Source organism: Pseudokineococcus lusitanus, from assembly GCF_003751265.1.
GTDB lineage: Bacteria > Actinomycetota > Actinomycetes > Actinomycetales > Quadrisphaeraceae > Pseudokineococcus > Pseudokineococcus lusitanus.
Genome location: NZ_RJKN01000002.1, coordinates 397,198 through 418,570, shown reverse-complemented (window position 1 = coordinate 418,570; position 21,373 = coordinate 397,198). Strand labels below are relative to the sequence as shown.

24 protein-coding genes are annotated in these 21,373 nt (G+C 77.6%); 13 read left to right on the top strand and 11 right to left on the bottom strand.

Annotated features, from left to right (window positions below; all coding sequences use genetic code 11):
- Positions 1-11: 11 nt before the first annotated feature.
- From EDC03_RS05150 to EDC03_RS05135, 4 genes are read right to left on the bottom strand one after another with little or no spacing between them, the layout of a single operon-like run.
- Positions 12-788 (bottom strand): ATP-binding cassette domain-containing protein, encoded by a 777-nt coding sequence (locus tag EDC03_RS05150; protein WP_123379115.1) that lies wholly within the window; start codon positions 786-788, stop codon positions 12-14.
- Complete coding sequence (locus tag EDC03_RS05145) at positions 785-1,834, bottom strand: iron chelate uptake ABC transporter family permease subunit (protein WP_123379114.1); 1,050 nt, start codon at positions 1,832-1,834, stop codon at positions 785-787. The genes EDC03_RS05150 and EDC03_RS05145 overlap by 4 nt, the downstream gene beginning before the upstream one ends.
- Complete coding sequence (locus EDC03_RS05140) at positions 1,831-2,880, bottom strand: iron chelate uptake ABC transporter family permease subunit (RefSeq protein WP_123379113.1); 1,050 nt, start codon at positions 2,878-2,880, stop codon at positions 1,831-1,833. Before EDC03_RS05140 ends, EDC03_RS05145 begins: the two co-directional genes overlap by 4 nt.
- Entirely contained in the window at positions 2,877-3,824 is a 948-nt protein-coding gene (locus tag EDC03_RS05135) for a siderophore ABC transporter substrate-binding protein (RefSeq protein WP_123379112.1), read from the bottom strand. The genes EDC03_RS05140 and EDC03_RS05135 overlap by 4 nt, the downstream gene beginning before the upstream one ends.
- A 183-nt stretch (positions 3,825-4,007) precedes the next feature.
- Between EDC03_RS05135 and EDC03_RS05130 the strand changes: the two genes are divergently transcribed.
- On the top strand, positions 4,008-5,291 hold the full coding sequence (locus EDC03_RS05130) for an arginine deiminase (RefSeq protein WP_123379111.1): 1,284 nt from the start codon (positions 4,008-4,010) through the stop codon (positions 5,289-5,291).
- A 45-nt stretch (positions 5,292-5,336) separates the two neighbouring features.
- On the opposite strand, the gene EDC03_RS05125 is transcribed toward EDC03_RS05130, so the two are convergent.
- Both EDC03_RS05125 and EDC03_RS05120 read right to left on the bottom strand, forming a co-directional pair.
- Positions 5,337-6,290: a DUF5926 family protein gene (locus EDC03_RS05125; RefSeq protein WP_123379306.1), complete on the bottom strand. Its 954-nt coding sequence runs from the start codon at positions 6,288-6,290 to the stop codon at positions 5,337-5,339.
- Between the two features lie 53 nt (positions 6,291-6,343).
- Positions 6,344-6,802 (bottom strand): ATP-binding protein, encoded by a 459-nt coding sequence (locus EDC03_RS05120; RefSeq protein WP_199719944.1) that lies wholly within the window; start codon positions 6,800-6,802, stop codon positions 6,344-6,346.
- 212 nt (positions 6,803-7,014) lie between these two features.
- Between EDC03_RS05120 and EDC03_RS05115 the strand changes: the two genes are divergently transcribed.
- The 3 genes from EDC03_RS05115 to EDC03_RS05105 all read left to right on the top strand — a co-directional run bounded on the left by EDC03_RS05115 (position 7,015) and on the right by EDC03_RS05105 (position 8,678).
- A complete protein-coding gene (locus EDC03_RS05115; RefSeq protein WP_123379110.1) occupies positions 7,015-7,560 on the top strand; it encodes an RNA polymerase sigma factor in 546 nt (181 codons plus the stop codon).
- On the top strand, positions 7,557-8,228 hold the full coding sequence (locus EDC03_RS05110) for a methylated-DNA--[protein]-cysteine S-methyltransferase (protein WP_123379109.1): 672 nt from the start codon (positions 7,557-7,559) through the stop codon (positions 8,226-8,228). The genes EDC03_RS05115 and EDC03_RS05110 overlap by 4 nt, the downstream gene beginning before the upstream one ends.
- Positions 8,229-8,474: 246 nt before the next feature.
- The gene (locus tag EDC03_RS05105; protein ID WP_123379108.1) at positions 8,475-8,678 is read left to right on the top strand and encodes a hypothetical protein; all 204 of its coding nucleotides are present in this window, start codon (positions 8,475-8,477) and stop codon (positions 8,676-8,678) included.
- Between the two features lie 24 nt (positions 8,679-8,702).
- Here EDC03_RS05105 and EDC03_RS05100 read toward each other — a convergent pair whose 3' ends face one another.
- From EDC03_RS05100 to EDC03_RS05090, 3 genes are all read right to left on the bottom strand, one after another.
- Positions 8,703-9,749 carry a PD-(D/E)XK nuclease family protein gene (locus tag EDC03_RS05100; protein ID WP_158674205.1) on the bottom strand — a complete coding sequence of 349 codons (1,047 nt, stop codon included), beginning with the start codon at positions 9,747-9,749 and terminating at the stop codon, positions 8,703-8,705.
- 52 nt (positions 9,750-9,801) lie between these two features.
- Positions 9,802-11,031, bottom strand: a complete 1,230-nt coding sequence (locus tag EDC03_RS05095; RefSeq protein WP_123379106.1) for an ATP-binding protein — start codon at positions 11,029-11,031, stop codon at positions 9,802-9,804.
- A 304-nt stretch (positions 11,032-11,335) separates the two neighbouring features.
- On the bottom strand, positions 11,336-11,659 hold the full coding sequence (locus EDC03_RS05090) for a rhodanese-like domain-containing protein (RefSeq protein ID WP_123379105.1): 324 nt from the start codon (positions 11,657-11,659) through the stop codon (positions 11,336-11,338).
- Between the two features lie 153 nt (positions 11,660-11,812).
- Here EDC03_RS05090 and EDC03_RS05085 point away from each other — a divergent pair, with 153 nt between their 5' ends.
- The gene (locus EDC03_RS05085; RefSeq protein WP_123379104.1) at positions 11,813-12,403 is read left to right on the top strand and encodes a hypothetical protein; all 591 of its coding nucleotides are present in this window, start codon (positions 11,813-11,815) and stop codon (positions 12,401-12,403) included.
- Positions 12,404-12,447: 44 nt separating this feature from the next.
- Positions 12,448-13,470 carry an SDR family NAD(P)-dependent oxidoreductase gene (locus EDC03_RS05080; protein ID WP_199719943.1) on the top strand — a complete coding sequence of 341 codons (1,023 nt, stop codon included), beginning with the start codon at positions 12,448-12,450 and terminating at the stop codon, positions 13,468-13,470.
- A 36-nt stretch (positions 13,471-13,506) separates the two neighbouring features.
- On the opposite strand, the gene EDC03_RS05075 is transcribed toward EDC03_RS05080, so the two are convergent.
- Entirely contained in the window at positions 13,507-14,367 is an 861-nt protein-coding gene (locus EDC03_RS05075) for an Fpg/Nei family DNA glycosylase (protein ID WP_123379303.1), read from the bottom strand.
- A gap of 183 nt (positions 14,368-14,550) precedes the next feature.
- Between EDC03_RS05075 and EDC03_RS05070 the strand changes: the two genes are divergently transcribed.
- Complete coding sequence (locus EDC03_RS05070; protein WP_241967051.1) at positions 14,551-15,801, top strand: EAL and HDOD domain-containing protein; 1,251 nt, start codon at positions 14,551-14,553, stop codon at positions 15,799-15,801.
- A gap of 39 nt (positions 15,802-15,840) precedes the next feature.
- On the opposite strand, the gene yidD is transcribed toward EDC03_RS05070, so the two are convergent.
- On the bottom strand, positions 15,841-16,185 hold the full coding sequence (gene yidD, locus EDC03_RS05065) for a membrane protein insertion efficiency factor YidD (RefSeq protein WP_241967036.1): 345 nt from the start codon (positions 16,183-16,185) through the stop codon (positions 15,841-15,843).
- A gap of 163 nt (positions 16,186-16,348) precedes the next feature.
- Here yidD and EDC03_RS05060 point away from each other — a divergent pair, with 163 nt between their 5' ends.
- The 6 genes from EDC03_RS05060 to EDC03_RS05035 all read left to right on the top strand — a co-directional run bounded on the left by EDC03_RS05060 (position 16,349) and on the right by EDC03_RS05035 (position 21,345).
- Positions 16,349-16,720, top strand: a complete 372-nt coding sequence (locus tag EDC03_RS05060) for a response regulator (RefSeq protein ID WP_123379102.1) — start codon at positions 16,349-16,351, stop codon at positions 16,718-16,720.
- Entirely contained in the window at positions 16,717-17,226 is a 510-nt protein-coding gene (locus EDC03_RS05055; protein WP_123379101.1) for a hypothetical protein, read from the top strand. The genes EDC03_RS05060 and EDC03_RS05055 overlap by 4 nt, the downstream gene beginning before the upstream one ends.
- Positions 17,227-17,230: 4 nt before the next feature.
- Complete coding sequence (locus EDC03_RS05050) at positions 17,231-19,549, top strand: chemotaxis protein CheW (RefSeq protein ID WP_123379100.1); 2,319 nt, start codon at positions 17,231-17,233, stop codon at positions 19,547-19,549.
- Positions 19,546-19,980, top strand: coding sequence for a chemotaxis protein CheW (locus EDC03_RS05045; protein ID WP_123379099.1), 435 nt, complete (start codon positions 19,546-19,548; stop codon positions 19,978-19,980). The genes EDC03_RS05050 and EDC03_RS05045 overlap by 4 nt, the downstream gene beginning before the upstream one ends.
- On the top strand, positions 19,977-20,504 hold the full coding sequence (locus EDC03_RS05040) for a chemotaxis protein CheX (RefSeq protein WP_123379098.1): 528 nt from the start codon (positions 19,977-19,979) through the stop codon (positions 20,502-20,504). Before EDC03_RS05045 ends, EDC03_RS05040 begins: the two co-directional genes overlap by 4 nt.
- Positions 20,505-20,652: 148 nt before the next feature.
- Positions 20,653-21,345: a hypothetical protein gene (locus EDC03_RS05035; protein ID WP_123379097.1), complete on the top strand. Its 693-nt coding sequence runs from the start codon at positions 20,653-20,655 to the stop codon at positions 21,343-21,345.
- Positions 21,346-21,373 lie beyond the last annotated feature (28 nt).

Genomic DNA, 21,373 nt, shown 5'->3' with positions numbered 1-21,373 from the left:
CCCCCGACGGCTCACCCGTGGTGGGCCACGAGGCGCCGCCCCCCGATCTCGTGGACGACGACGTCGGTCGCGTAGAGGTCGGAGAGGACCGGTGACGTGATGACCTCGGCGGTGGGGCCGTCGGCGACGACCCGGCCGTCGCGCATCGCCACGACCCGGTCCGCGTGGGCGGCGGCGAAGCCGATGTCGTGGACGACGACGACCACGCTCGCCGCGCGCTCGGCGGCCCGGCGGCGCAGCAGCCGCATGACCGCGCCGGCGTGCCGGACGTCGAGCGCGGCGAGGGGCTCGTCGAGGAGGAGGTGCTCGCCGCCCTCGCCGCCGTCGACCTGGCACAGCGTCATCGCCAGGTGGGCGCGCTGCCGTTGGCCGCCCGACAGGCGGTCCAGCCGGCGGTCGGCGAGGTCGGCCAGCTCGACGTCGGCGACGGACTGCGCGACGAGCGCGCGGTCGGCGTCCGTCGGGCGCCCGCCGGAGTGGGGGAAGCGCCCCAGGGCCACGAGCTCGCGGACGGTCAGCCGGACGGCGAGCTGCGTGTCCTGCCGGAGGACGGCCGTGCGCCGGGCCACGACGTCCCCGGGCAGGGAGCGCACGTCGCGGCCGTCGAGCAGGACCGCGCCGGCGTCCGGCTCGAGGAGCCGGGACATGACGGCCAGCAGCGTGGACTTGCCGGCGCCGTTGGGGCCGATGAGCGCGGTGACGGCGCCCGGGGCCACGTCGAGGTCGACGTCGTGGACCACCCGCCCGCCGCCGGGGTGGGAGGCGCTGACGCCGCGGACCGTGATCACAGGAGGGCTCCCCGGGTGTGCGGGCGGCCCTGGCGGACCAGCAGGACGAGCAGGTAGAGGCCGCCGACGACGTCGACGACGACGGTGAGGGCCGTGCCCCATCCGAGCAGTCGCTCCAGCACGACTTGCCCGCCGACGAGAGCGAGCACGGCGACGAGTGACGCCGTCGGCAGGCTCCAGCGGTGGGCGTGCGTGCCGAGGAGCTCGCGGGCGACGTTCGCCGCCAGCAGGCCGAGGAAGGTCAGCGGGCCGACGAGCGCCGTCGAGACGGCGACGAGGACGGCCACGAGGAGGAAGGCCCGTCGGACCTCCCGCCGGTGGGCCACGCCGAGCCCGACCGCGGCCTCCCGGCCGAGCGCGACGACGTCGAGCACCGGCGCCCGGCGCAGCGCGGCGGCGGCGACGACCGCCACCACCGCGGCGCCCAGCGGCAGCAGCTGCCGGTCCACGGTGCCGACCCGCGCGAAGAGGAGGTCCTGCAGCGTCAGGGCCTCGTTGGGGTCGATGACGCGCGAGACCAGGAGGGTCGCGCTCGTGAAGGTCGCGCCGAGCACGACGCCGACGAGGACGAGCAGGAGGACGTCCCCCGAGGCGGTGCTGCGGAGGACGAGCGCGTGGAGCAGCAGCCCGAACGCGAGGAGGACGAGCACCTCGAGCGCGAAGCGGACCCGCACGTCGGCGGTGACGACGACGAGGGTGCCGAGCGTGGCCACCGCGACCGTCTGCACGAGGACGTAGAGGGCGTCGAAGCCCATGATCCCCGGCGTGATGATCCGGTTGGCGGTCACCGTCTGGAAGAGGACGGTCGACACGCCGACGGCGACGCCCGCGACGACGAGCGCGCCGAGGCGGCGCCCCCGCAGCCCCAGGACGAAGCCCCAGTCGCCGCGGACCCCGAGCAGCAGCAGCGCGGCGGCGGCGAGCAGGACGAGGGCGGCGAGCACGACGACGACCCGCCACCGGCGCGCGGCGGCCCTCCGCTCGGCGTCCGAGGGTCCCGTGCCGGCCTCGTGGGCGGTGGTCGCGGGGGACGTCGAGGTCGTCACGCGCTCACGCCCCGCCCGCGCAGCCGCAGCAGGACGACGAGGAAGACCACGCCGCCGATCACCCCGGCCACCGTGCCGACGGGGATCTCGTAGGGGTGGACGACCACCCGCCCGACGACGTCGCACAGGAGCACGAAGGCGGCACCCGCTGCGGCCGTGACGGGCAGGGCGCGGCGGATGTCGTCGCCGACGACGATCGTCACGAGGTTGGGGACGACGAGGGCCACGAACGGGACGGCGCCGACGACCACGACGACGACGGCCGTGACGACCGCCACGACGACGAGTCCCACGCGCACGACGGCGCCGTGGTCGACGCCCAGGCTGACCGCCGTGCCCTCGCCGAGGCCGGCGACGGTGAAGCGGTCGGCCTGCCACCAGGCCACGGCCAGGGCGACGACCACGAGCCACAGCAGCTCGAAGCGGCCGGCGATGATTCCCGACGCGTCGCCCGCCGTCCACGTCGCGAGGACGGGCAGGAGGTCCGCGCGGTAGGCGATGCCCGTCGTCACGCCGCTGACGACGGCACCGAGCATGAGCCCGACGAGGGGCACGAGGAGGGTGTCGGCGAGCACGAGCCGGCGCAGCAGGCGGAGGAACAGCGCGGTGCCGGCCAGCGCGGCGACGACGGCGACGAGCATCCGCTCGAGCACGCCCGTCGAGCCGAGGACGAGTGTGGCGAGCAGCAGCCCCAGCTGCGCCCACTCCACGGTCCCCGCCGTCGACGGGGACACGAAGCGGTTCCGCGTCAGGTGCATCATCAGCAGCCCTGCGACGGCCATCGCCGAGCCGGCGAGCAGCAGGGCCAGCAGCCGGGGCCCGCGCGACACCAGCAGCAGCTCGACCGCGGGGTCGTCGAGGGACCGGGCCGCGAGCAGGTCGGCGGGGGCGAGGTCGGCCGCGCCGAGGAAGAGCGAGGCGAGCGCTCCCGCGACGACCAGCGCGGCGGCGGCGACGGCGGCCGGGCGCGAGCCCGCCGCGCGGCGGAGCCCCGCCGCCCGCCAGGGGGCGGCGGGGCCGGCGTCGTGCGGGGAGGTCGTCGTCACGCGAGGGCGGCGTGGACCTCGCCGACCATCGTCTCGAGCGACGTCAGGCCGCTCGGCGCGATGTACCAGGCGAAGGAGTCGAGGTAGTGGACGTCGCCCGCCCGCGCCGCGGCCGTGCGGGCCACCAGCGGGTTGTCGAGCACCTCGGCCGCGGCCGTCCCGCCCTCGCCGATGATGGCGTCGCGGTCGAGCACGAAGAGGTGGTCGGGGTCGGTCTCGGCGAGGTACTCGAAGGAGACGACGTCGCCGTGCGAGGCCTCGGGGATGTCAGGGTCGGCGGGCGCGACGCCGAGCTCGTCGTGGACGAGCCCGAACCGCGAGCCGGCCCCGTAGGCGCCCACCTCGGCGGCGCTCGTCATGACGACGAGGCCCGTGCCGGCGTCCGCGGCCAGCGCGGCCGTCTCCTCGGCCAGCGCGTCGACGGCGTCGAGGCGCTCGGCCACCTCGTCCTCGAGCCCGAAGATCTCGCCGAGGGTCTCCACGCGCTCCCGGGCGCTGGGCAGGAAGTCTGCCTGGTCGACGGTGAGGTCGATGGTGGGCGCGACCTCCGAGAGGGCGTCGAAGGAGGTGCTCGAGCGGGCCGCGACGACGACGAGGTCGGGCTCGAGCGCCGCCACGGCCTCGACGTCGGGCTCGTGCAGCGTGCCGACGGTCTCGACGTCCTCGTACCCCGGCAGGGCGTCGCCCGCCTCGAAGTCGGGGACGCCGACGACCTCGACGCCGAGGGCGTCCAGCGTGTCGAGGACGGACAGGTCGTGGACGACGACGCGCTGCGGGTCCCGCGGCACCTCGGTGGTCCCCTGGGCGTGCTCGACGACGAGGACGTCGCCGGGGGCGTCCGCCGCCCCGTCCGCGGTCGGCGTCCCGCAGCCGGCGAGGGCGACGAGGAGGGCGGTCGGGACGGCGAGGAGGGCGGGACGGTGACGGGTGGCCGGCGGGCGCATGGGAACTCCGGGGGGTGGCGGGGCAGGGCAGGGCGTACCTACGCCAATCCGGCAGTCCGGACGGTAGGTGAGGCAAACCTAACCACACCGCACCGGGGTGGCCGACGGGTCGTGAGCAGGTCGAGGGCTGCCGGGGCGGCCCGGGGCCTCCCGGGGCGGGCGCCGACGACCTAGCCTCCGCCCATGAGCCAGCACCGCGCGGTCGTCCCGTCCTCGACCACCGGCGACCCCGGACCCGCTGCGCCGCACGGCGTCACGAGCGAGGTCGGGACGCTCCGCACCGTCGTGCTGCACCGCCCCGGGGCGGAGCTGGCCCGGCTCACGCCGCGCAACAACGACCGGCTGCTCTTCGACGGCATCCCGTGGGTCGGGCGGGCGCAGGAGGAGCACGACGCCTTCGCCGAGGTCCTGCGCGGCCGAGGCGTGGAGGTGCTGCACCTCGCGCGGCTCGTCGAGGAGACCCTCTCCGGCTCGGCGGAGGCGCGGGCCGAGGCCGTCGCGGCCGTCATGACCGACCCCTCCCTCGGCGTCGCGCTCGGGGAGCGCGTGGGCGCCCACCTCGCGTCGCTCGCCCCGGTCGACCTCGCGCACGTGCTCATGGCGGGCCTGCGGCTCGACGAGCTCGACGTCGCCCGGCCCGAGCGCGAGCCCGGGCTCGTGGCGGCGCTGCGGGAGGCGGGCGACTTCGTCGTCGAGCCCCTGCCCAACCTCCTCTTCACGCGCGACTCGGCGGCGTGGGTGGGCGGCAGCGTCGTCGTCTCGTCGCTGGCGATGCCGGCGCGGCACCGCGAGACGTCGCTGACGCGCGCGGTCTACGCCCACCACCCGCGGTTCGCGGGGACGCCGCTGCTGTACGAGCCCGGCCTGGAGCACCTCGAGGGCGGCGACGTCCTCGTGCTCGGCGACGGCGTCCTCGCCGTCGGGACGGGGGAGCGGACGACGCCGGCCGGCGTCGAGCGGCTGGCCCGCCGGGCCTTCGCGAGCGGCTCCGCGCGCGTCGTCCTCGCCGTCCCCGTGGCGCAGGAGCGGGCGACGATGCACCTCGACACCGTCTGCACGATGGTCGACGTCGACCAGGTCGTCATGTACCCGTCCGTCGCGTCCTCGCTCGTCGCCCACGCCGTCACGCCGGTCGACCGGGACGACCCGTCGGCCGGGGTGCACGTCGCCGCCGAGCGGCCCTTCCTCGTCGCCGCGGCCGAGGCCATGCGGATCGACGAGCTGCGCGTCGTCGACACCGGCCTCGACGAGGTCACCGCCGAGCGCGAGCAGTGGGACGACGGCAACAACACCCTGGCGCTGGCCCCGGGCGTCGTCGTGGCCTACGAGCGCAACACCCGCACCAACGCCCGGCTCGAGGCGCACGGGGTCGAGGTGCTCGCCATCAGCGGCTCCGAGCTGGGCTCCGGCCGCGGCGGGCCGCGGTGCATGTCCTGCCCGGTGCAGCGGGACCCGCTGCCGGCGTAGCGGTCACCGCGGCCGCGGCGGTCGTGCGGACCGCCGCGGCGGCGGTCAGCGCAGCGTCAGCTGGCGGGAGACGACGCCCGCGCGGGCGCGGCGCTCGTCGGCCGTGAGCGGCTCCGTGACGGCCAGGGCCTCCGCGAGGGCGGCGCCGAAGGCCGCGGCGGGCTCCTCGACGTCGTCCGCCACCGCGTCGGGCGCGAGGTCCCACACGGGGACGACGACGCCGAGCGCGCGGAAGGCGCCGACGTAGCGGGTGCCCTCGCCGAGGCCCGAGCGGCCGGCGGCGTGGAGACGGGCCAGGGCGTCGAGGAGGGCCTCCTCGTCGTGCGGCATGGCCCACCGGAGGTGGGTGCGCTCGCCGACCTTGCACCAGTAGGCGCCCTCGACGGACGTGAGGCGCTCCGTGGGGACGACGGCGGCGTCGGCGCGCTGCATCGACTCGGCGACGAGGCCGGTCGGCTCCTCGCCCTCGGCGAGCCAGTAGCGGAAGCCCTCGTGCACGCGCACCGTCAACGGGTGGGAGAGGTCGAGGACGTCCTGGAGGCGCGGCGTCGCGGGCGTCACCGCGGGGCGGGCGTCGAGGTCCTCGCCGGGGGCGAGGTCGAGGACGGCGAGGAGCGCGGCGGCGAGGTCGCGGCTCGGGTCGCCGCTGGAGCCGGCGGACTGGAGGCCGACCATCGCCACGCCGTCCGAGCGGCGGGTGCCCGGGCGGGCCAGCGGCAGGACGGTCGCGAGCAGGACGTCCTGCGCGCCGTGCTCGGCGGTCGTGCGGACGGTCGCCGTGGCCGCGGGGACCACCTCGCGCAGGCACACGAGGTCCGTCTCGCCGGGGAGGCCCTCGAAGGGCCGGCGGACGACCTGCGACGCCGCGGCGCGGGCCGCGCGGCCGTGGCAGAGCTTGTAGCGCTTGCCGGAGCCGCAGGGGCAGGGCTCCCGCGGCCCGACGACGGGGACCTCCTCCGCCGTGGTGCCGGTCGGTCGCCTCGTCGTCGTCCTCGCCATGGCGGGCACCCTACGCAGCGCGCCCGCGCGGGCCCCGCGGCCGGCGCGGGCCGTCAGGTGACGGGGTGGCGGCGGCGGGTCGGCCCGCCGAGGGCGGCCCACACGGTTCGACGTCCCTCCTCGTCCTCGACGACGCCCCACTCGTGGGCGAGGGCGCGGACGATGCGGAGGCCGCGGCCGGACGTCGCGAGCGGCGCGGGGCGCTGCGGGCGGACCTCGGCGGGCGAGCCGCCGTCGGTGACCTCGACGTCGACGACCTCGCCGCGGACCTGCCAGCGCAGGAGCACCCGGCCGGTGTCGTCGGGGCGCGCGTGCCGGACGGCGTTGCCCAGGAGCTCGCTGGCCACGACGCTCACCTCGTGGGCGAGATCGGGGTCGACGCGGACGGCGATGTCGGTGGAGAGCGCCCGCCGCGCGGCCGGCACGGCGCCGGGGCGGTGGGCGACGGCGACCGCCCGGGCGTCCCCGCGCTGACGCGCGTCGACCAGCTCGGGTGCCGAGATGGGGACCACAGCCGTTCCTCCTCCTGGAGCCGGGCGCGCGCGGGCAGGCGCGACACCGGGGGACGGACCGGTGCGGGACACCCCCCACGGGACAGACTGGACCGCGACCGGGCAGATGGTCCAGCCCTCACGGGCCTCGTTCTGCCTCCGCGCGGACAAATCCGCGGCGCGGCCGTCGGGGCCCGCCCTCACACGACGCGCCGCCCGCGCGTCTGCACGTCGTGACCGCACCGCCCTTCGCCCTCCTCGTCGAGCGCCACGCCGGCGACGTCGCCCGCCTGGCGCGGGCGCTGGCCGGCCCCGTCGACGGGGACGACGTCGCCCAGCAGGCGTGGGCGCAGGCCCTCGCCGCTTACCCGCCGCCCGGCGGGCTGCGCGACCCGCGCGCGTGGCTGCTCGTCGTCACGAGCCGCTGCGCCACCGACGTCCACCGGGCGCGGGCCCGCCGCGCCGTCCCCGTCGACCCGGCCGACGGCGTCCCCGACCGGCCCGCCCCGGGCGCCGACCCGGCCGACGGCGAGCTGCCCGGCGCCGACCCCGAGCTCTGGGCCGCGCTGCGGCGGCTGCCGCCCCGCCAGCGGCAGGCGGTGGCGCTGCGCTACGTCGCCGACCTCGACCACGCGGCGCTCGCCCGCGCGCTCGGCACGACGCCGGGCGCCACGCGGCGGCTCGTCAGCGACGGCCTCGCGACGCTGCGCCGAGAGCTGGCCCCCCTCCCGGCGCCACCCCCCGACCCGCACGACGACGCACGGCAGGAGACGCCATGACGCACGCGCCCGACCCCGGGACCGCCCCGACCACCGCGGACGTGGAGGCGCGGCTGCGCGCGGCCGGCCCCGCGCCCGGCGCACGCCCCCGGGTGCCGACCCGGGCCGTCGACGGCGCGGACGTGGGCTTCGCCGTCCTCGGCACCGACCTCGGGCGGGTGCTGCTGGCAGCCGGTCCCGACGACGCCCTGCTGGCCTGCTCCTTCGTGCCGGACGACGACGCCGTCGAGCGGGCGCTGCGGCGCCTCGCGGCGGCGGTCTCCCCGCGGGTCGTCGAGGCGCCGGGCCGCACGGCCGCGGCGGCGGACCAGCTGGCGGAGTACCTCGCCGGCGACCGTCGCGCCTTCGACGTGCCGGTGGACCTGGCGCTCGCCACCCCCTTCCAGCGGGCGGTGCTCGGACACCTCGCGGGGGTCGGCTTCGGCGACCTGACGACGTACGGCGCGCTGGCCCGCGGGCTCGGCCGCCCCACGGCGTCCCGGGCGGTGGGTGCGGCGCTGGGCGCCAACCCCGTCTGCGTCGTCCTGCCCTGCCACCGGGTCGTCGCGAGCAGCGGGGCGCTCACCGGGTACGCGGGCGGGCTGGCGGCGAAGCGGCGGCTGCTGGACCTCGAGACCGCGCGGGCGGACCTGCACAACTCCTCCGCCGGCGAAGGCGCGGACGGCTGACCTGCGGCGACGTCCGGGGTCGGGAACTTGTGCAGGTCCGTGCGCGCCGTGCGACAGGCCTCGGTCGTGGCTGCCGGGGCGCTCGGCCCCCTGACCTGCGGTGACGCGCCGTGACGACGACCAGCACCTGCAGCCCGGCGGCGGGCGCGGGCCCCGGCGCGAGGTGCCGGCCGCGGGACCCCGCCGTAGCGTCGGGGAACCGCGCGCCGTCGCCCGGCGGCCGTGCCCCGCACGGAGGAGCACCCCATGAGCGAGCCCGACGCCCGCCCCCGGCCGGACGACGACGGGGGCCCCGAGGGGGCGGAGGGCCGGGTCGTCGACCCGACCCAGGAGGTCGGGCGGGACGGCTCGACGACGCGGGCGGGGGACGACGACGCCGTGCAGGAGGCCGCCGACCGCGCGGCGACGACCGCCGCGACAGGGCTGGCGACGCCCACTCGCGAGCCGTGACGGCTCGGACGTCTGCGGTGAGCGCTACTCCGCCGGATCGCCGACGGCAAAGTCGGGAGCCGCGTCCGCGAGTGCGGCCAGATAACCCAACGAGCGATTGATCAGCTCGCCCAAGCCGTGCGAGTCGAGCCTCGACACGTCGAGGCGGTGGCGGGTGTAGATGACGGCACCGCGACGATCGTAGAAGCACAACTTTTCCACCGGGAGGTTCCTGGGGGCGCGCGGTGTCGACTTGAGCCCCTGATGCTCATCGGCGGCCGAGATGGTCGCGACGGGGGTGTCCAACGCCTTCTTCACCGCGGGTGTCCGGAGGCCGTCGAGCATGTCGGTCATCAGTCGATTGCGCAGAGGGAGAAGCGTTCTGTCGGCCTCGAGCCCAAGACGTAGGTCCCAGGCCATGTCACTGTCATACCTGTTGCGACACCTCACGTCGACCACCCACCACAGGCCGGGCCTGGTGGAGGACTCCTTCCACGCGAGCATCAAAGGGTTCCCACCACCCGAGGTCTTCCCTGCGCTCGTGCCGAGGCCGGGCGAGGTCCTGCTCAACTGAGCCGCAGTACGCCTCAAGGCAATGGGTAGGGAGGCCGTCGACCGGCCAGGTGCCCCCAGGGGTCCACGGCTCTCCTGCGAGAGCATCGACGTGAAGCGACGCGCCTGCTCGGCCATGGCTCGAGTCGTCGCGTCCCCCGCGCCGGTCCACAGGGCGAAGAGCTCGCTGAGGTCGATCGGCTTCCACCGCGAGTCGAGTCCCCCTACCTCTTGTTCGAGAGAGGCGTAGAACAGCCGGGCCGCGGGGTGTGCGGTCTGGTACTTCGCCAGTTGGTCACCGTGCTCGTCGGCCGAGAGCTTCACCTCGACGACCGCGACGACCCCCGTGTCGTCGCTGATGAGCAGATCAGCGCGGCCGCCCCCGGTGGACGCCTCACGTCGGACGCTGATTTCGCTCGAGGTGCCCAAGAGCGCCTGCAGCGGGCCCTGCTCCGCCGCAGCCAGGACGGCGAGGAGGTCGCAGACGACCACCTCGTTGTTGAGGAGGCGGTCCCAGGCGTGCTCCACGTGTCGTTCCACCAGGACAGCATCCACGTGCCCGTCGGCTGGCGAGGCCGAACCGTGCCATCGGCTACTCGCCGGCGTGCCGCCGCAGGTACCGCCCGAAGTGGGGGACCGTGAAGGCGATGCGGCCGCGCTCGGCGCTCCACACGAGGCCCTTCTTCAGCAGGGCGTCGCGGGCGGGGGACAGGGACTGGGGCTTGCGGCCCAGGAGCGTGGCGACCTCCGCGGTGCCGACGGCGCCGTCGCCCGCCTGCTCGCCGAGGTCGGCCATCGCGCGCATGTACTCGCGCTCGGCCGGCGTCGCGCGCTCGTAGCGGGAGCCGAAGAAGCCGACCGCCAGCTCGGCCTCGGCCTGCGGGGCGGCGACGGCGACGTCCTCGGCCGTCACGGGCGACGTCGGGGCGACGTCCCACACCGCCTTGCCGTAGGCCTGCACGAAGTACGGGTAGCCGTCGGTCGCCGCGAAGAGCGCGTCGAGGGCCTCGGGCGTGAAGTCCGCCTCCTCCTCCTGCGCGGGGCTGCGGAGGGCGCGGTCGGCCTGCTCGCGCTCGAGGGCGTCCACCCGGACGTAGCGGAAGAGGCGCTCGCTGTAGGACTTCGACGCGGACAGGACGGCCGGCAGGTGCGGCAGGCCCGCGCCGACGACGAGGAGCGGCAGCCCCTGCTGGCTCAGCTCGTGGCAGGCGGCGCACAGCGCGGAGACGTCCTCCGCACCGAGGTCCTGCATCTCGTCGATGCAGATGGCGATGCCGCGGCCGGCGCTCGCGGCGAGGCCGGCGACGTCGGTGAGCAGCTCGACGAGGTCGATCTCGACGTCACCGGAGTCGGCCCGGCCCACTGCCGCGGGGACGTCGATGCCCGGCTGCCAGCGGTCGCGCATCTTGGGCGCCGTGCGGGTGCGGCTGCCGGTGGTGGCCGCCGCGGGCTCCGAGGAGGCCCGCAGGGCGAAGGCCTTGACGACGCCGAGGACCTCGGCGGCCTCGTCGGGGTTCCGCCCGGACAGCTCGCGGACGGCCTGGTGCAGCGCGGCGGCGAGGGGACGGCGCAGCGGCTGGTCGGGCCGCGCCTCGAGCTTGCCCGTGCCCCAGCCGCGCCGGACGGCCGCCGACCGCAGCGCCCCGAGGAGGACGGTCTTCCCGACCCCGCGCAACCCCGTGAGGACGACCGACCGCTCGGGACGCCCGCGCGCCAGCCGCTCGAGGACGACGTCGAAGGCCTCGAGCTCGCGGTCGCGCCCGGCCAGCTCCGGCGGGCGTTGGCCGGCGCCGGGGGCGTAGGGGTTGCGCACGGGGTCCACGCGCGGACGGTAGGGCGCGCCCGACGTCGGGCCCGGGACGTCTGCCGGTGTCTAGGCGTGTCGCGAGAGACGACGAGAGAGGCAGGCGCAGCCGACGTCGCTGCTGCCGGAAGGAGGCCACCCAGTCGTCTCCCTGACGACTTCGCTGCCGAAGTCGCCCCACAGCGGCTCCGCGGGACGACTTCGGCAGCGAAGTCGGGAGAAAGGGGCCTCAGGGGCCGACTTCGGCAGCGAAGTGGGAGACGGGAGGCGCTGGGGACGACGTCGGCAGCGACGTCGGAGCAGGGCGGCGCCCCGCCCCGCGTCAGAGGACGCGCGCGTCCTGGCCGTTCTCGCTCACCAGGGGGCGGCCGGCCTCGAGCCAGGCGCCCATGCCACCGGCGACGTCGACGGCGTCGACGCCGTTCTGCTGCAGCCACGCCGTGGCGCGGGCCGAGCGGCCGCCCGAGCGGCAGACGACGTGGACGTCGCCCTCGGGGAGCTCGCCGAGGCGGTCGGGCAGCTCGCCCATCGGGATGTGGACGGCGTCGGGCGCGTGGCCGGCGTCCCACTCGTCCTGCTCGCGGACGTCGACGAGGACGGCGTCGGCGGGGACGTCGGCGGCGGGGACGCGGGGGGTGTCGCTCACGGGGGCCTCCGGGGCAGCAGCGGGACAGGTCGGGACGTCTCGGGCGCCCGGGCGGGAACCCCGGACGGGGGCTGCGACGTCGGGACCAGCATGGCGGAGCGACCGCCCGACCGACCTGCCGGACCTGCCGCACCTCCCCGAGGAGACGACGCCATGACCTCCCCGACCCCCGCCCCCCGCCCCACGGCGGACCGGCCCCGCCGTCCCTCGCGGGCCGCGCTCGTCCTGCCCGCGCTGGCCCTCGCCGCGCTCGTCGGCGCCTGCGGCCAGCCGACCACCCCGGGTGCCGGCGGCGGCAGCGCCGCCCCCACCAGCGCCCCCGCGACCCCGGGCACGACGCCGCCGGCCTCGCCGACGCAGGCGCCGCCGTCGCCGTCGGCCACCGGGACCGCGGGCACCCTCCCCGGCGGCTTCGAGGCCGACGTCTCCGTCGCCTACGACGACGGCGCCGGCACCGGGACGACCTTCGACCTCACCTGCGGCGGCGAGGGGGCGGTGAGCGGGACGGTCGAGGACCCGGTCGCCGCCTGCGAGGCCCTGGCCGCCGGCGTCGAGGCGCTGCAGGCGCCCACGGGCGACGCCGCCTGCACGATGATCTTCGGCGGGTCCCAGACCGCCGTCGTCTCGGGGACCGTGGCGGGGGAGCCCGTCTCGGCCGACCTCTCGCGCTCGGACGGCTGCGAGATCGACCGCTGGGACGCGCTGGTGCCGCTCCTGCCCGCGGTCGGCGGCGCCGGCAGCTGACGTCCCGCGCTGCGGGGGCCGCGCCCGGCGGCGAGGGTGGGCGGGTGCAGCTCTCCCGAGGCCCCCGGACCGGCTCCCGCAGCAGCGACGCCCCCGCCCCCCGCGCGGTGGGGCAGGGGGCCGGCCCGCGCGGCCGGCTCGAGGACCTGCCCCGCGTCGTCCTCGTCACCGGCGCGAGCAGCGGCATCGGCCGGGCGACGGCGCTGCGCCTGGCCCGGCCCGGGGCCGTCCTCGCGCTCGTGGCGCGCGGGCGGGCGGGCCTCGACGCGGTGGCCGCCGACTGCCGCGCGCAGGGCGCCGACGTCGAGGTGCACGCCCTCGACGTCGGCGACGACGCCGCGGTGGCCCAGGCGGTCGCCGCCGTCGTCCGCCGCCACGGGCGCCTCGACGCCGTCGTCCACAGCGCCGCGACCATCGCCTACGGCGACGTCGCCGACGTCCCCGCCCGGACCTTCGACGCCGTCGTGCGCACCGACGTCCTCGGCTCCGCCAACGTCGCGCGGCACGCGGTGCGGCAGCTCCGGGCGCAGGCGGACGCCCGGCCCGGCGACGGCGGGACGCTCGTCCTGCTGGGCTCGCTGCTCGGGCACATCGCGGCGCCGTGGATGGGCTCGTACACGGTGAGCAAGTGGGCCGTCCGCGGCCTCGCGCGGACCCTCGTCATCGAGAACCGGCCCTACCCGGGGATCCAGGTGAAGGTCGTCTCGCCCGGCGGGGTCGAGACCCCCGTCTACCGGCGCGCGGCCACCTTCATCGGCAGGCACGGCAAGCCGCCGTTCCCCGTCTACGCGCCGGAGACCGTGGCCGAGCGCGTCGTCGGCACGCTCGCCCGGCCGCGCAGCGCCCGCCGCGACCAGCAGGTCGGCTGGGCCAACCCCGTCGTCATCGCAGGCTTCACCTACCTGCCGGGCGTCTTCGACACGCTCGTCCGCCCCCTGCTGCGCGCCTTCGGGCTCGACGGGCGCACGGTGGCGACGACGACCGGCAACGTCCACACGCCGTCCGACCGCTCCGACCCCACGGGCGACGACGCCCCGCGCCGCCGCCGCACCCGCGACTCTCGCTGACGGCGCCGCGGCCGCGCCGGCGTCCCGGCGGGCGCGTCAGCGCAGCAGCCGCGACATCCGCCGGTCGGCGAGCTCCTTGCCGCCCGTCTGGCACGTCGGGCAGTACTGCAACGAGCGGTCGGCGAAGGACACCTCGCGGACGACGTCGCCGCACACGCCGCACGTCTCGCCCGTGCGGCCGTGGACGCGCATGCCCGCCCGCTTCGCGTCCTTGAGCTCGGCGGCGGGCCGCCCGCGGGCGTCCGCGACGGCGGCCTCGAGCACGCCGTGCAGCGCGGCGTCGAGCCGGTCGACCTGCCCCTCGGTGAGCCGCCCGGCGACGGCGAAGGGGGACAGCCGCGCCGCGTGGAGCACCTCGTCGCTGTAGGCGTTGCCCACGCCCGCGAGCAGGTGCTGGTCGCGCAGCAGCCCCTTGACCTGCTGGCGCGATCCCGCGAGCAGCCGCTCGAGGGCGTCGCGGTCGAAGGACGGGTCGAGCGGGTCGGGGCCCAGCGAGGCGACCTGCGGGATCTCCGCGGGGTCGCGGACGACGTGGACCGCCAGCCGTTTCCGCGTCCCGGCCTCGGTGAGGTCGAAGCCGCTGCCGTCGTCGAGCCGCACGCGGAGGGCGATCGGCCCCTTGCCCGGCCGGGCCGGGCGCTCCGGCACGACGTCGTACCAGCGCAGCCAGCCCGCCCGGGACAGGTGCCACACGAGGTGCAGCCCGTCGACGTCGAGGTCGAGCCACTTGCCGTGGCGGTCGGCGGCGCGGACCTCGAGGCCGGCGAGCGCCGTGACGGGCGGGTCGAAGGTCTTGAGCACGGTGATGCTCGCGAGCTCCACGCCCGCGACGACGCGGCCGACCACGCGCTCGCGGAGGAACCCCGCGAGCGCCTCCACCTCGGGCAGCTCGGGCACGCCAGCACCCTGGCACGCGGCGGCCGGGACGGCGCGGGAGAGCGCGGGGTCCACCGGGCGGCCCCGGGGTGCGGCAGACGGGGGACAGCCCCACGCTGCGCTCGTCCCCGGGCGCACGCCTGCCGATGGAGCACCCGTCGCGGCCGTCCGGGCCCCGCACGCCGAGGAGGAGGAGCCGCCGTGATGCCTGGGACGCGGCTGCCGCTCGCGCGCCAGTCGGTCGTCGAGGCCGACGGACGCCGCGTCGGGTTCGAGCTGCTCTTCCGCGGCGACGGCGCCGCCCCCGGCAGCGCGGGCTGGGACGCGGCCGCCGCGGACCGGGCCACCTCCGTCGTCATCTCCGAGGCCTTCGGCGGCTTCACCCCCGGCACCCTCGGCGAGGGCGGCCTCCTCTTCGTCAACCTCACGCGCTCCTTCCTCGTCGGCGACGTGCCGCTGCCGCTGGGGCCGGACGGCGTCGTCCTCGAGGTGCTCGAGGACGTGCCCGTCGACGCGGCGCTCGTCGAGGGCCTGGCGCGCCTGCGCGCCGAGGGCTACCTCCTCGCGCTCGACGACTACGTCGGCGACGCCGAGCGGCTCGCGCTCGTCCCGCTCGTCGACGTCGTCAAGGTCGACCTCGAGGCCACCCGCGCCGCGGGACGCACGGCCGCCGAGGTCGCCTCGCTCTGCTGGGAGGCCTCGCCCGGCGTCCGCCTGCTCGCCGAGCGGGTCGAGACGGCCGACGACGTCGCCGAGTGCGCGGCCGCCGGCTACACGTGGTTCCAGGGGTACTTCTTCGACCGCCCGCTGACGGTGAGCGGCGTCGCGCTCTCCCCGTCGCAGGTCGTCTGCGCCCGCCTGCTCGCGCTGCTCGGCAAGGGCGACGCCTCGCCGAAGGAGGTCGAGGCGCTCGTCCGGGAGGACCCCGCGCTCGGCCTCCGGGTCCTGCGCTGGGCCGGCTCGGCGGGCTCCGGCACCCGGGCGCCCGTGCGCTCGGTCGGCCAGGCGCTCGTCCTGCTCGGGCCGCGCGTGCTGACGTCGTGGGTCGTCCTCGCGCTCGTCGGGACGTCGGGGGCCCGCTCGGCCGACGACCTCGTCCGCGTCCTCACCCGGGCCCGCGCCTGCGAGCTCCTCGCGCCGGACCCGTCCTGCGAGGACGAGCTGTACACCGCCGGCCTGCTGTCGGCCGTGGCCGACGTCACCGGCACCCCGGTCGAGCACCTCGTGCGCGACGTCCGGGTCGGCGAGGTCGTCGCCGAGGCGCTCCTGCGCGGCACCGGCCGCGCGGGGCGGGTGCTCAGCGCCGTCCGCGAGCTGGAGGGCGACCTGACGCCCGGCGGCGTGGAGGTCGCCGACGGCGCGCACGGTCCCGGCGCGGCGCAGGTCGTCGCCGCCCACCTCGCGGCCATGGCCGCCGCCACCCTCACCGCGCGCTCGCTCGTCGCCGTCACCTGACGTCGCCCCGACGGCCTCGGCGGGCCCGCGGCGCGGACGTCACCCGCGACGGCGCCCGAAGGCGAAGGGGATGGGGATGCCCGCGCAGCAGCACACCCCCTGGACCCGCTGGTGCGGCGTGAGCAGCGCGACCGCGCGGTAGCAGGCGAGCAGGTGCCCGAGGCTCGGCAGCACGGCCCCGACCGGGCCCCGGTCGAGCAGCGAGCGCCGGACGGCCTGCGAGCAGGAGTCGCCGCCGTGCGCGACCCGGTGCGCGCAGGAGTACCCCTTCTGCGGGGAGAGCCGCCGCTGGTACCAGGCCACCGCCCGGTCGAGGAGTGCCGTGACGGCCCCGAGGGGGCGTCCGGTGCGGGCGGGCGGGCGGTCGCGCTGCGGCTGGTCCACGCCCCGATCGTGGCCCCGCCCGGCGTCCCGCACCCGTCGGAGGCCGGGCCGCCCGACCCCTTGAGCGCGGGGCCGTGCCTGCCGATGGAGGGACGCGGGGCGCGTCGGGCGCCCGCGAGGGCCGTCGGCGCGGGTGCCGGCGGCGACGAGGCGGGAGCGGGTCATGCGCGTGCTGGTGGTCGACGACAGCAGGGTGATGCGGCAGATCGTCGTCCGGGCGCTGCGGCAGGCCGGGCTCGGGCAGCTGGAGACGGTGGAGGCCGCCGACGGCCACGCCGCCCTCGACGCCGTCGCCGAGCACGCCCCCGACCTCGTGCTCTGCGACTGGAACATGCCCGGCCTCACCGGCATCGAGGTGCTGGCCTCCCTGCGGGCCGGGGGGACGACGACGCCGCTCGGCTTCGTCACCTCCGAGGCCGCCGCCGACGTGCACCAGCGCGCCACCGCCGCCGGGGCCGCCTTCGTCGTCACCAAGCCCTTCACCCCCGAGGCGCTGCGCGAGGCCGTCGAGGGCGTCCTGCAGGGCGCCCGGTGACCACCGCGCCGCTGCCCCCGGAGCTGCCCGCCCCCGCCGACGTCCGCGGCGTCCTCGAGGGGCTTCTCGGGCGCACCGTCGTCACCGCTCCCGGGACCGCCGTGACGGGCGACGACCCGGCCGGCACGGTGGCCGTCTACCGCCGCGGGCGCACGCCCGTGGGCGTCCTCGCGCTCGACCTCACCGCCTCGGCCCTGCTCGGCGCCGCCCTCGGGCTCGTGCCGCGCGGGGGCGCCGAGGCGGCCGTCGAGGACGGCGTCCTGCCGCCCGCCCTCGCCGAGAACGTCGCCGAGCTCTGCAACGTCCTCGCGCCGCTCGTCGCCGTCCTCGTCGACGCCGACGGCCGGCGCTCGCACGGCCGTCTCGCGGAGGTCCACGGCAGCGGCGAGGAGTGCCCGGCCGACGTGGCCGACGCGCTGCGCCGCCCGGGCGGCCGCCTCGACCTCGTCCTCGACGTCGCCGGCTACGGCCGCGGCGGCCTGTCGCTGCTCCTCGTCGAGGGCTGAGCGCGTGGGCGGGGGACCGGGGGGCACCGGGGAGGCGGACGACGGGCTCGACGAGCTCGTCCGCGACTTCCTCCTCGAGACCGAGGAGGGGCTCGTCGACGTCGACCGCGCCCTCGTGGCGCTCGAGGCCGACCCGACGTCGTCGCGCGCGCCCGCCCTGCTCGCCGCCGTCTTCCGCACCGTCCACACCGTCAAGGGCACGTGCGGCTTCCTCGACCTGCCGCGCCTGGAGGAGCTGGCGCACGCCGGGGAGACGCTGCTCGTGCCGCTGCGCGACGGCGCCCGCGTGCTCGAGCCGGCCACGACCGACGTCCTCCTGCACCTCGTCGACGGGCTCCGCGCCGTCCTGGCCGTCGTCGCCGCCACCGGCTCGGACGCCGGGGCGGACACCGCCGGCCTGCTCGCCGAGGTGGCCGCGTGCGCCGCGGCCGGCGCGGAGGAGGCGTCTGCGGCACCGGCTGCGGCGCAGCCGGTCCGGGCCGCCGGACCCGGGCCCGCCCCGGCTCCCGTCCCCGCGCCCCGCCCGCCGGCCGCCCCGGCACCCGCGACCGCCGACGTCCGCGGGGCGGAGCAGTCCGTGCGGGTCGACGTCGAGGTGCTCGAGGAGCTCGTCGCGCTCGTCGGAGAGCTGGTCCTCACCCGCAACCAGGTCGTCGAGCGCGCCGCCCGCAGCGGCGACGCGGAGGTGGTGCGCGCCGCCCACCGGCTCGACGTCGTCGCCGGGTCGTTGCAGCGCAGCGTCATGCAGACGCGCATGCAGCCGATGGAGCACGCCTGGGCCTCGCTGCCCCGTGTCGTCCGCGACCTGGGCCACCAGCTCGGGCGCCAGGTGCGCCTCGTCACCGAGGGCGGCGGCACCGAGCTCGACCGGAGCCTCCTCGAGGCGGTCAAGGACCCGCTGCTCCACCTCGTCCGCAACGCCGTGGACCACGGGCTCGAGGCGCCCGAGGGCCGCCGCGCGGCGGGCAAGCACCCGACCGGCACGCTGACGCTGCGGGCCCGCCACGAGAGCGGGCAGGTCGTCGTCGAGGTCGTCGACGACGGCCGCGGCATGGACCCGGCCACCATCGCCGCCCGGGCGTACGAGCGCGGCGTCGCGGACGAGGCGACGCTGCGGCGCATGTCGACCGGCGAGCTGCTGGCGCTCGTCTTCACGCCCGGCTTCTCGACGGCGACCGAGGTCACCGCGGTCTCGGGGCGCGGTGTCGGCATGGACGTCGTCCGCACCAACGTCGAGCGCATCGGCGGCTCCGTCGAGCTCGACTCCGTGCCCGGCCGCGGGACGACGACGCGCCTGCGCGTGCCGCTGACCCTCGCCATCGTCCCCGCGCTGCTCGTGGGCTGCGCCGGCGACCGGTACGCCCTGCCGCAGGGGGCGCTGCGCGAGCTCGTCGCGCTGACGCCCGGCAGGACCGCGCCGGGCGGCGTCGTCGCCGGCGCCGTGAGCGGCACGGCGGAGCGCGTCGGCGGGGTCGAGGTCATGCGCCTGCGCGGCCGGCTGCTCCCGCTCGTGCGCCTGCGCGCCGAGCTCGGGCTGCCGCCGGCGGCGCCCGGCGAGGGAGCGGTCGTCGCCGTGCTCGAGACCGCGGGCCGGCGCTTCGGCCTCGTCGTCGACGCCGTCCACGCCTCGCAGGAGATCGTCGTCAAGCCGCTCGGGCGCCACCTGCGGGCGGTGCCCGCCTACGCCGGCGCGACGATCCTCGGCGACGGCGGCCTGGCCCTCATCCTCGACGTGCCCTCGCTCGCCCGCTCGACCCGCGAGGGCGACCGGCCCGCGCTGGAGGCGCCCGAGGCCGCGCCCGTCGTCCGCGTGCCGCTCCTGCTCGTCGACGTCGGCCGGCACCGCGTCGGCATCCCCCTGCCCGCCGTCGCCCGGCTCGACGAGGTCGCCGACCGCGCGCTCGAGCGGCTCGGGACCCGGTGGGCCGCGCGGCGCCGCGGCGAGGTGCTCACCGTCGTCGACCTCGCGGACCACCTGGCCCGCGCGGCGGGCGAGGCGCGGGCCCCGCGGCGTCCCGGCTCCGCGTCGGGCCGCCCCGCCGTCCCCCTCGTCGTCCTCGACGCCCCGGACGGCGACCCGGTGGGGCTCGTCGTCGGCAGCGTCCTCGACGTCGTCGAGGTGCCCGCCGAGGAGGTGCGCCCCGCGACGGACGGCGGCCTCGTCGGCGTCGCCGAGGTGGGCGGCCGGCTCGTCGGCGTCCTCGACGCGGCCGCCGTGCTCGCGGCCACGGCCCGTCCGCCGGTCCCCGGCGTCGAGGTGCCCCGCCCGCGGCCCGCGCCGTCCGCCCCCGCCACCACCACCGCCCCGGGAGGTCCCGCATGAGCGGCACGTCGTACGTCGTCGTCGAGGTGGGGGAGGACCTCGTGGGCCTGGACGTCCTCCAGGTGCGCGAGGTGCTCGCCGAGCAGCCGCTCACCCGGGTGCCGCTGGCCCCGCCCGAGGTCGTGGGGCTCCTGCACCTGCGCGGGCAGGTCGTCACGACCCTCGACCTGCGCCGGCGGCTCGGCCTCGCGCCGGGCGTCCCCGCGGGGCGGGCGACGGACGTCGTCGTGCGGGTCGGCGACGAGCGGGTCGCGCTGCGCGCCGACGGGGTCCGCGACGTCGTCCACGTCGAGGACGCGGACGTCGAGCCCGTCGCCGACGTCCTGCCGCACCCGCTCGCGGAGCTGGCGCGGGGCGCCGTCCAGCTGCCCGGGCGGCTGCTGCTCCTGCTCGACGTCGCCCGGACCGCCTCGCCGGGGGCGGCCGCGTGAGCGCCGTCCCGGCCGGCGCCCCCGGACCGCTCGACCCGCCCGCGCCGCGCCCGCGGCCGGCGGACCTGTGCCACGTCCTCGCCGCGCTGTGGGGCTCGCTGGACCCGGGCGACGGCGGCCCCGGCGGGACGGTCGACCTCGACCCGGCCCCCTGGCCGGCCGACCCGGCGGTGCCGCTGCACCTCGGGCAGGTCGACGTCGACGGCCCGTGGCGCGGCCGCGTCGTCGTGGCCGCGGACGAGGTGGCCGCCGTCCGCTGGGCGCGGGCGATGCTCGCCCTGGGCCCGGACGACGAGGTCACGCCGGAGGACGTCCACGACGTCGTCGGCGAGCTCGCCAACGTCGTCGCCGGCGCCGTCAAGGGCCACCTGCCCCCGGGCTGCCGCCTCGGCCTGCCCGTCGTCGGGCGCGGGACGCTCGGCGACCCGCCCCCCGTGCCCGCGGACGGCGGGCCCGTCGCCGCCGCGCTGGCCTGGCCGGACGCGCGGCCGGCCGTCCTCGTCGTGACGGTCGACGGCGCCTGAGGGAGGCGGTCACGCCTGCCCGACAACGGTTCGGCCACGACCCGTCACGGTCGGGCCACGGCGTCGCCGAACCCGCACCGGTGCCCGCCCGCGCCACTTGACTGCGCCCGACGGCGCCGCCGTGGCGTCGACGGGAGGAGATCGAGAGATGGGCACCAAGCAGGTCGGACGTCGCGTGGCCGGCGTCCTGGCGGGAGCGGTCGCACTCGGGGGGCTCGTCGTCGCGCCGGCGTCGGCCACGACGACGCCGGACGACGTCTGCGCCGTCCAGGCGTACGTCCCCGGCTACAAGGTGTCGATCGACGCGCCCGCCAAGGACGTGCCCGTCACCCTGCTCGACGACTGCGACCGCACCGCGGACGTCGTCATCGACGTCGAGGGGCCGGAGGGAGCCGGGTACTCCTTCTTCTACCGACCGGGTCAGGCGCAGGACGTGTGGTTCTTCTCCGACGAGTACCCCTACGGCACGTACCGCTTCGTCGCGGGCGCCGGCACCGGGGACGTCCAGGTCCGGCCCGTCGAGGTGGTCGTCAAGTACGGCGCTCGGGCGAGCCTGCGCGGCAGCCGTTCCGGCGACGACGTCACCCTGCGGGTGCAGGCCTCGTACTACGACGCCTCGAAGTACTCCTACCAGCCGCTGCGCGACCGCAGGGCGACGATCGAGATCCTCGGCAAGGACGGCCGCACCTGGCAGTACCTGCGCTCGGTCACCGTCCCCCGTACCGGCATCGTCGACCACACCTTCACCAACCGGTACGCCGCGACGTACCGGGTGACGACCTGGGAGACGCACAACATCTTCTCCCGCACGTCCCAGGCCGTCACCGTCCCCGGTCGGTGAGCCGAGGGCCTGCCGGTCGCCCAAGCGG

Bases quoted from the DNA above. Each gene is read 5' to 3' on its own strand.
- EDC03_RS05035 (WP_123379097.1), top strand. From the start codon at position 20,653: ATGGGCACCAAGCAGGTCGGACGTCGCGTGGCCGGCGTCCTGGCGGGA.
- EDC03_RS05070 (WP_241967051.1), top strand. From the start codon at position 14,551: ATGCCTGGGACGCGGCTGCCGCTCGCGCGCCAGTCGGTCGTCGAGGCC.
- EDC03_RS05135 (WP_123379112.1), bottom strand. From the start codon at position 3,824: ATGCGCCCGCCGGCCACCCGTCACCGTCCCGCCCTCCTCGCCGTCCCG.
- EDC03_RS05085 (WP_123379104.1), top strand. From the start codon at position 11,813: ATGACCTCCCCGACCCCCGCCCCCCGCCCCACGGCGGACCGGCCCCGC.
- EDC03_RS05130 (WP_123379111.1), top strand. From the start codon at position 4,008: ATGAGCCAGCACCGCGCGGTCGTCCCGTCCTCGACCACCGGCGACCCC.
- EDC03_RS05060 (WP_123379102.1), top strand. From the start codon at position 16,349: ATGCGCGTGCTGGTGGTCGACGACAGCAGGGTGATGCGGCAGATCGTC.
- EDC03_RS05045 (WP_123379099.1), top strand. From the start codon at position 19,546: ATGAGCGGCACGTCGTACGTCGTCGTCGAGGTGGGGGAGGACCTCGTG.
- EDC03_RS05105 (WP_123379108.1), top strand. From the start codon at position 8,475: ATGAGCGAGCCCGACGCCCGCCCCCGGCCGGACGACGACGGGGGCCCC.
- EDC03_RS05125 (WP_123379306.1), bottom strand. From the start codon at position 6,290: ATGGCGAGGACGACGACGAGGCGACCGACCGGCACCACGGCGGAGGAG.
- EDC03_RS05110 (WP_123379109.1), top strand. From the start codon at position 7,557: ATGACGCACGCGCCCGACCCCGGGACCGCCCCGACCACCGCGGACGTG.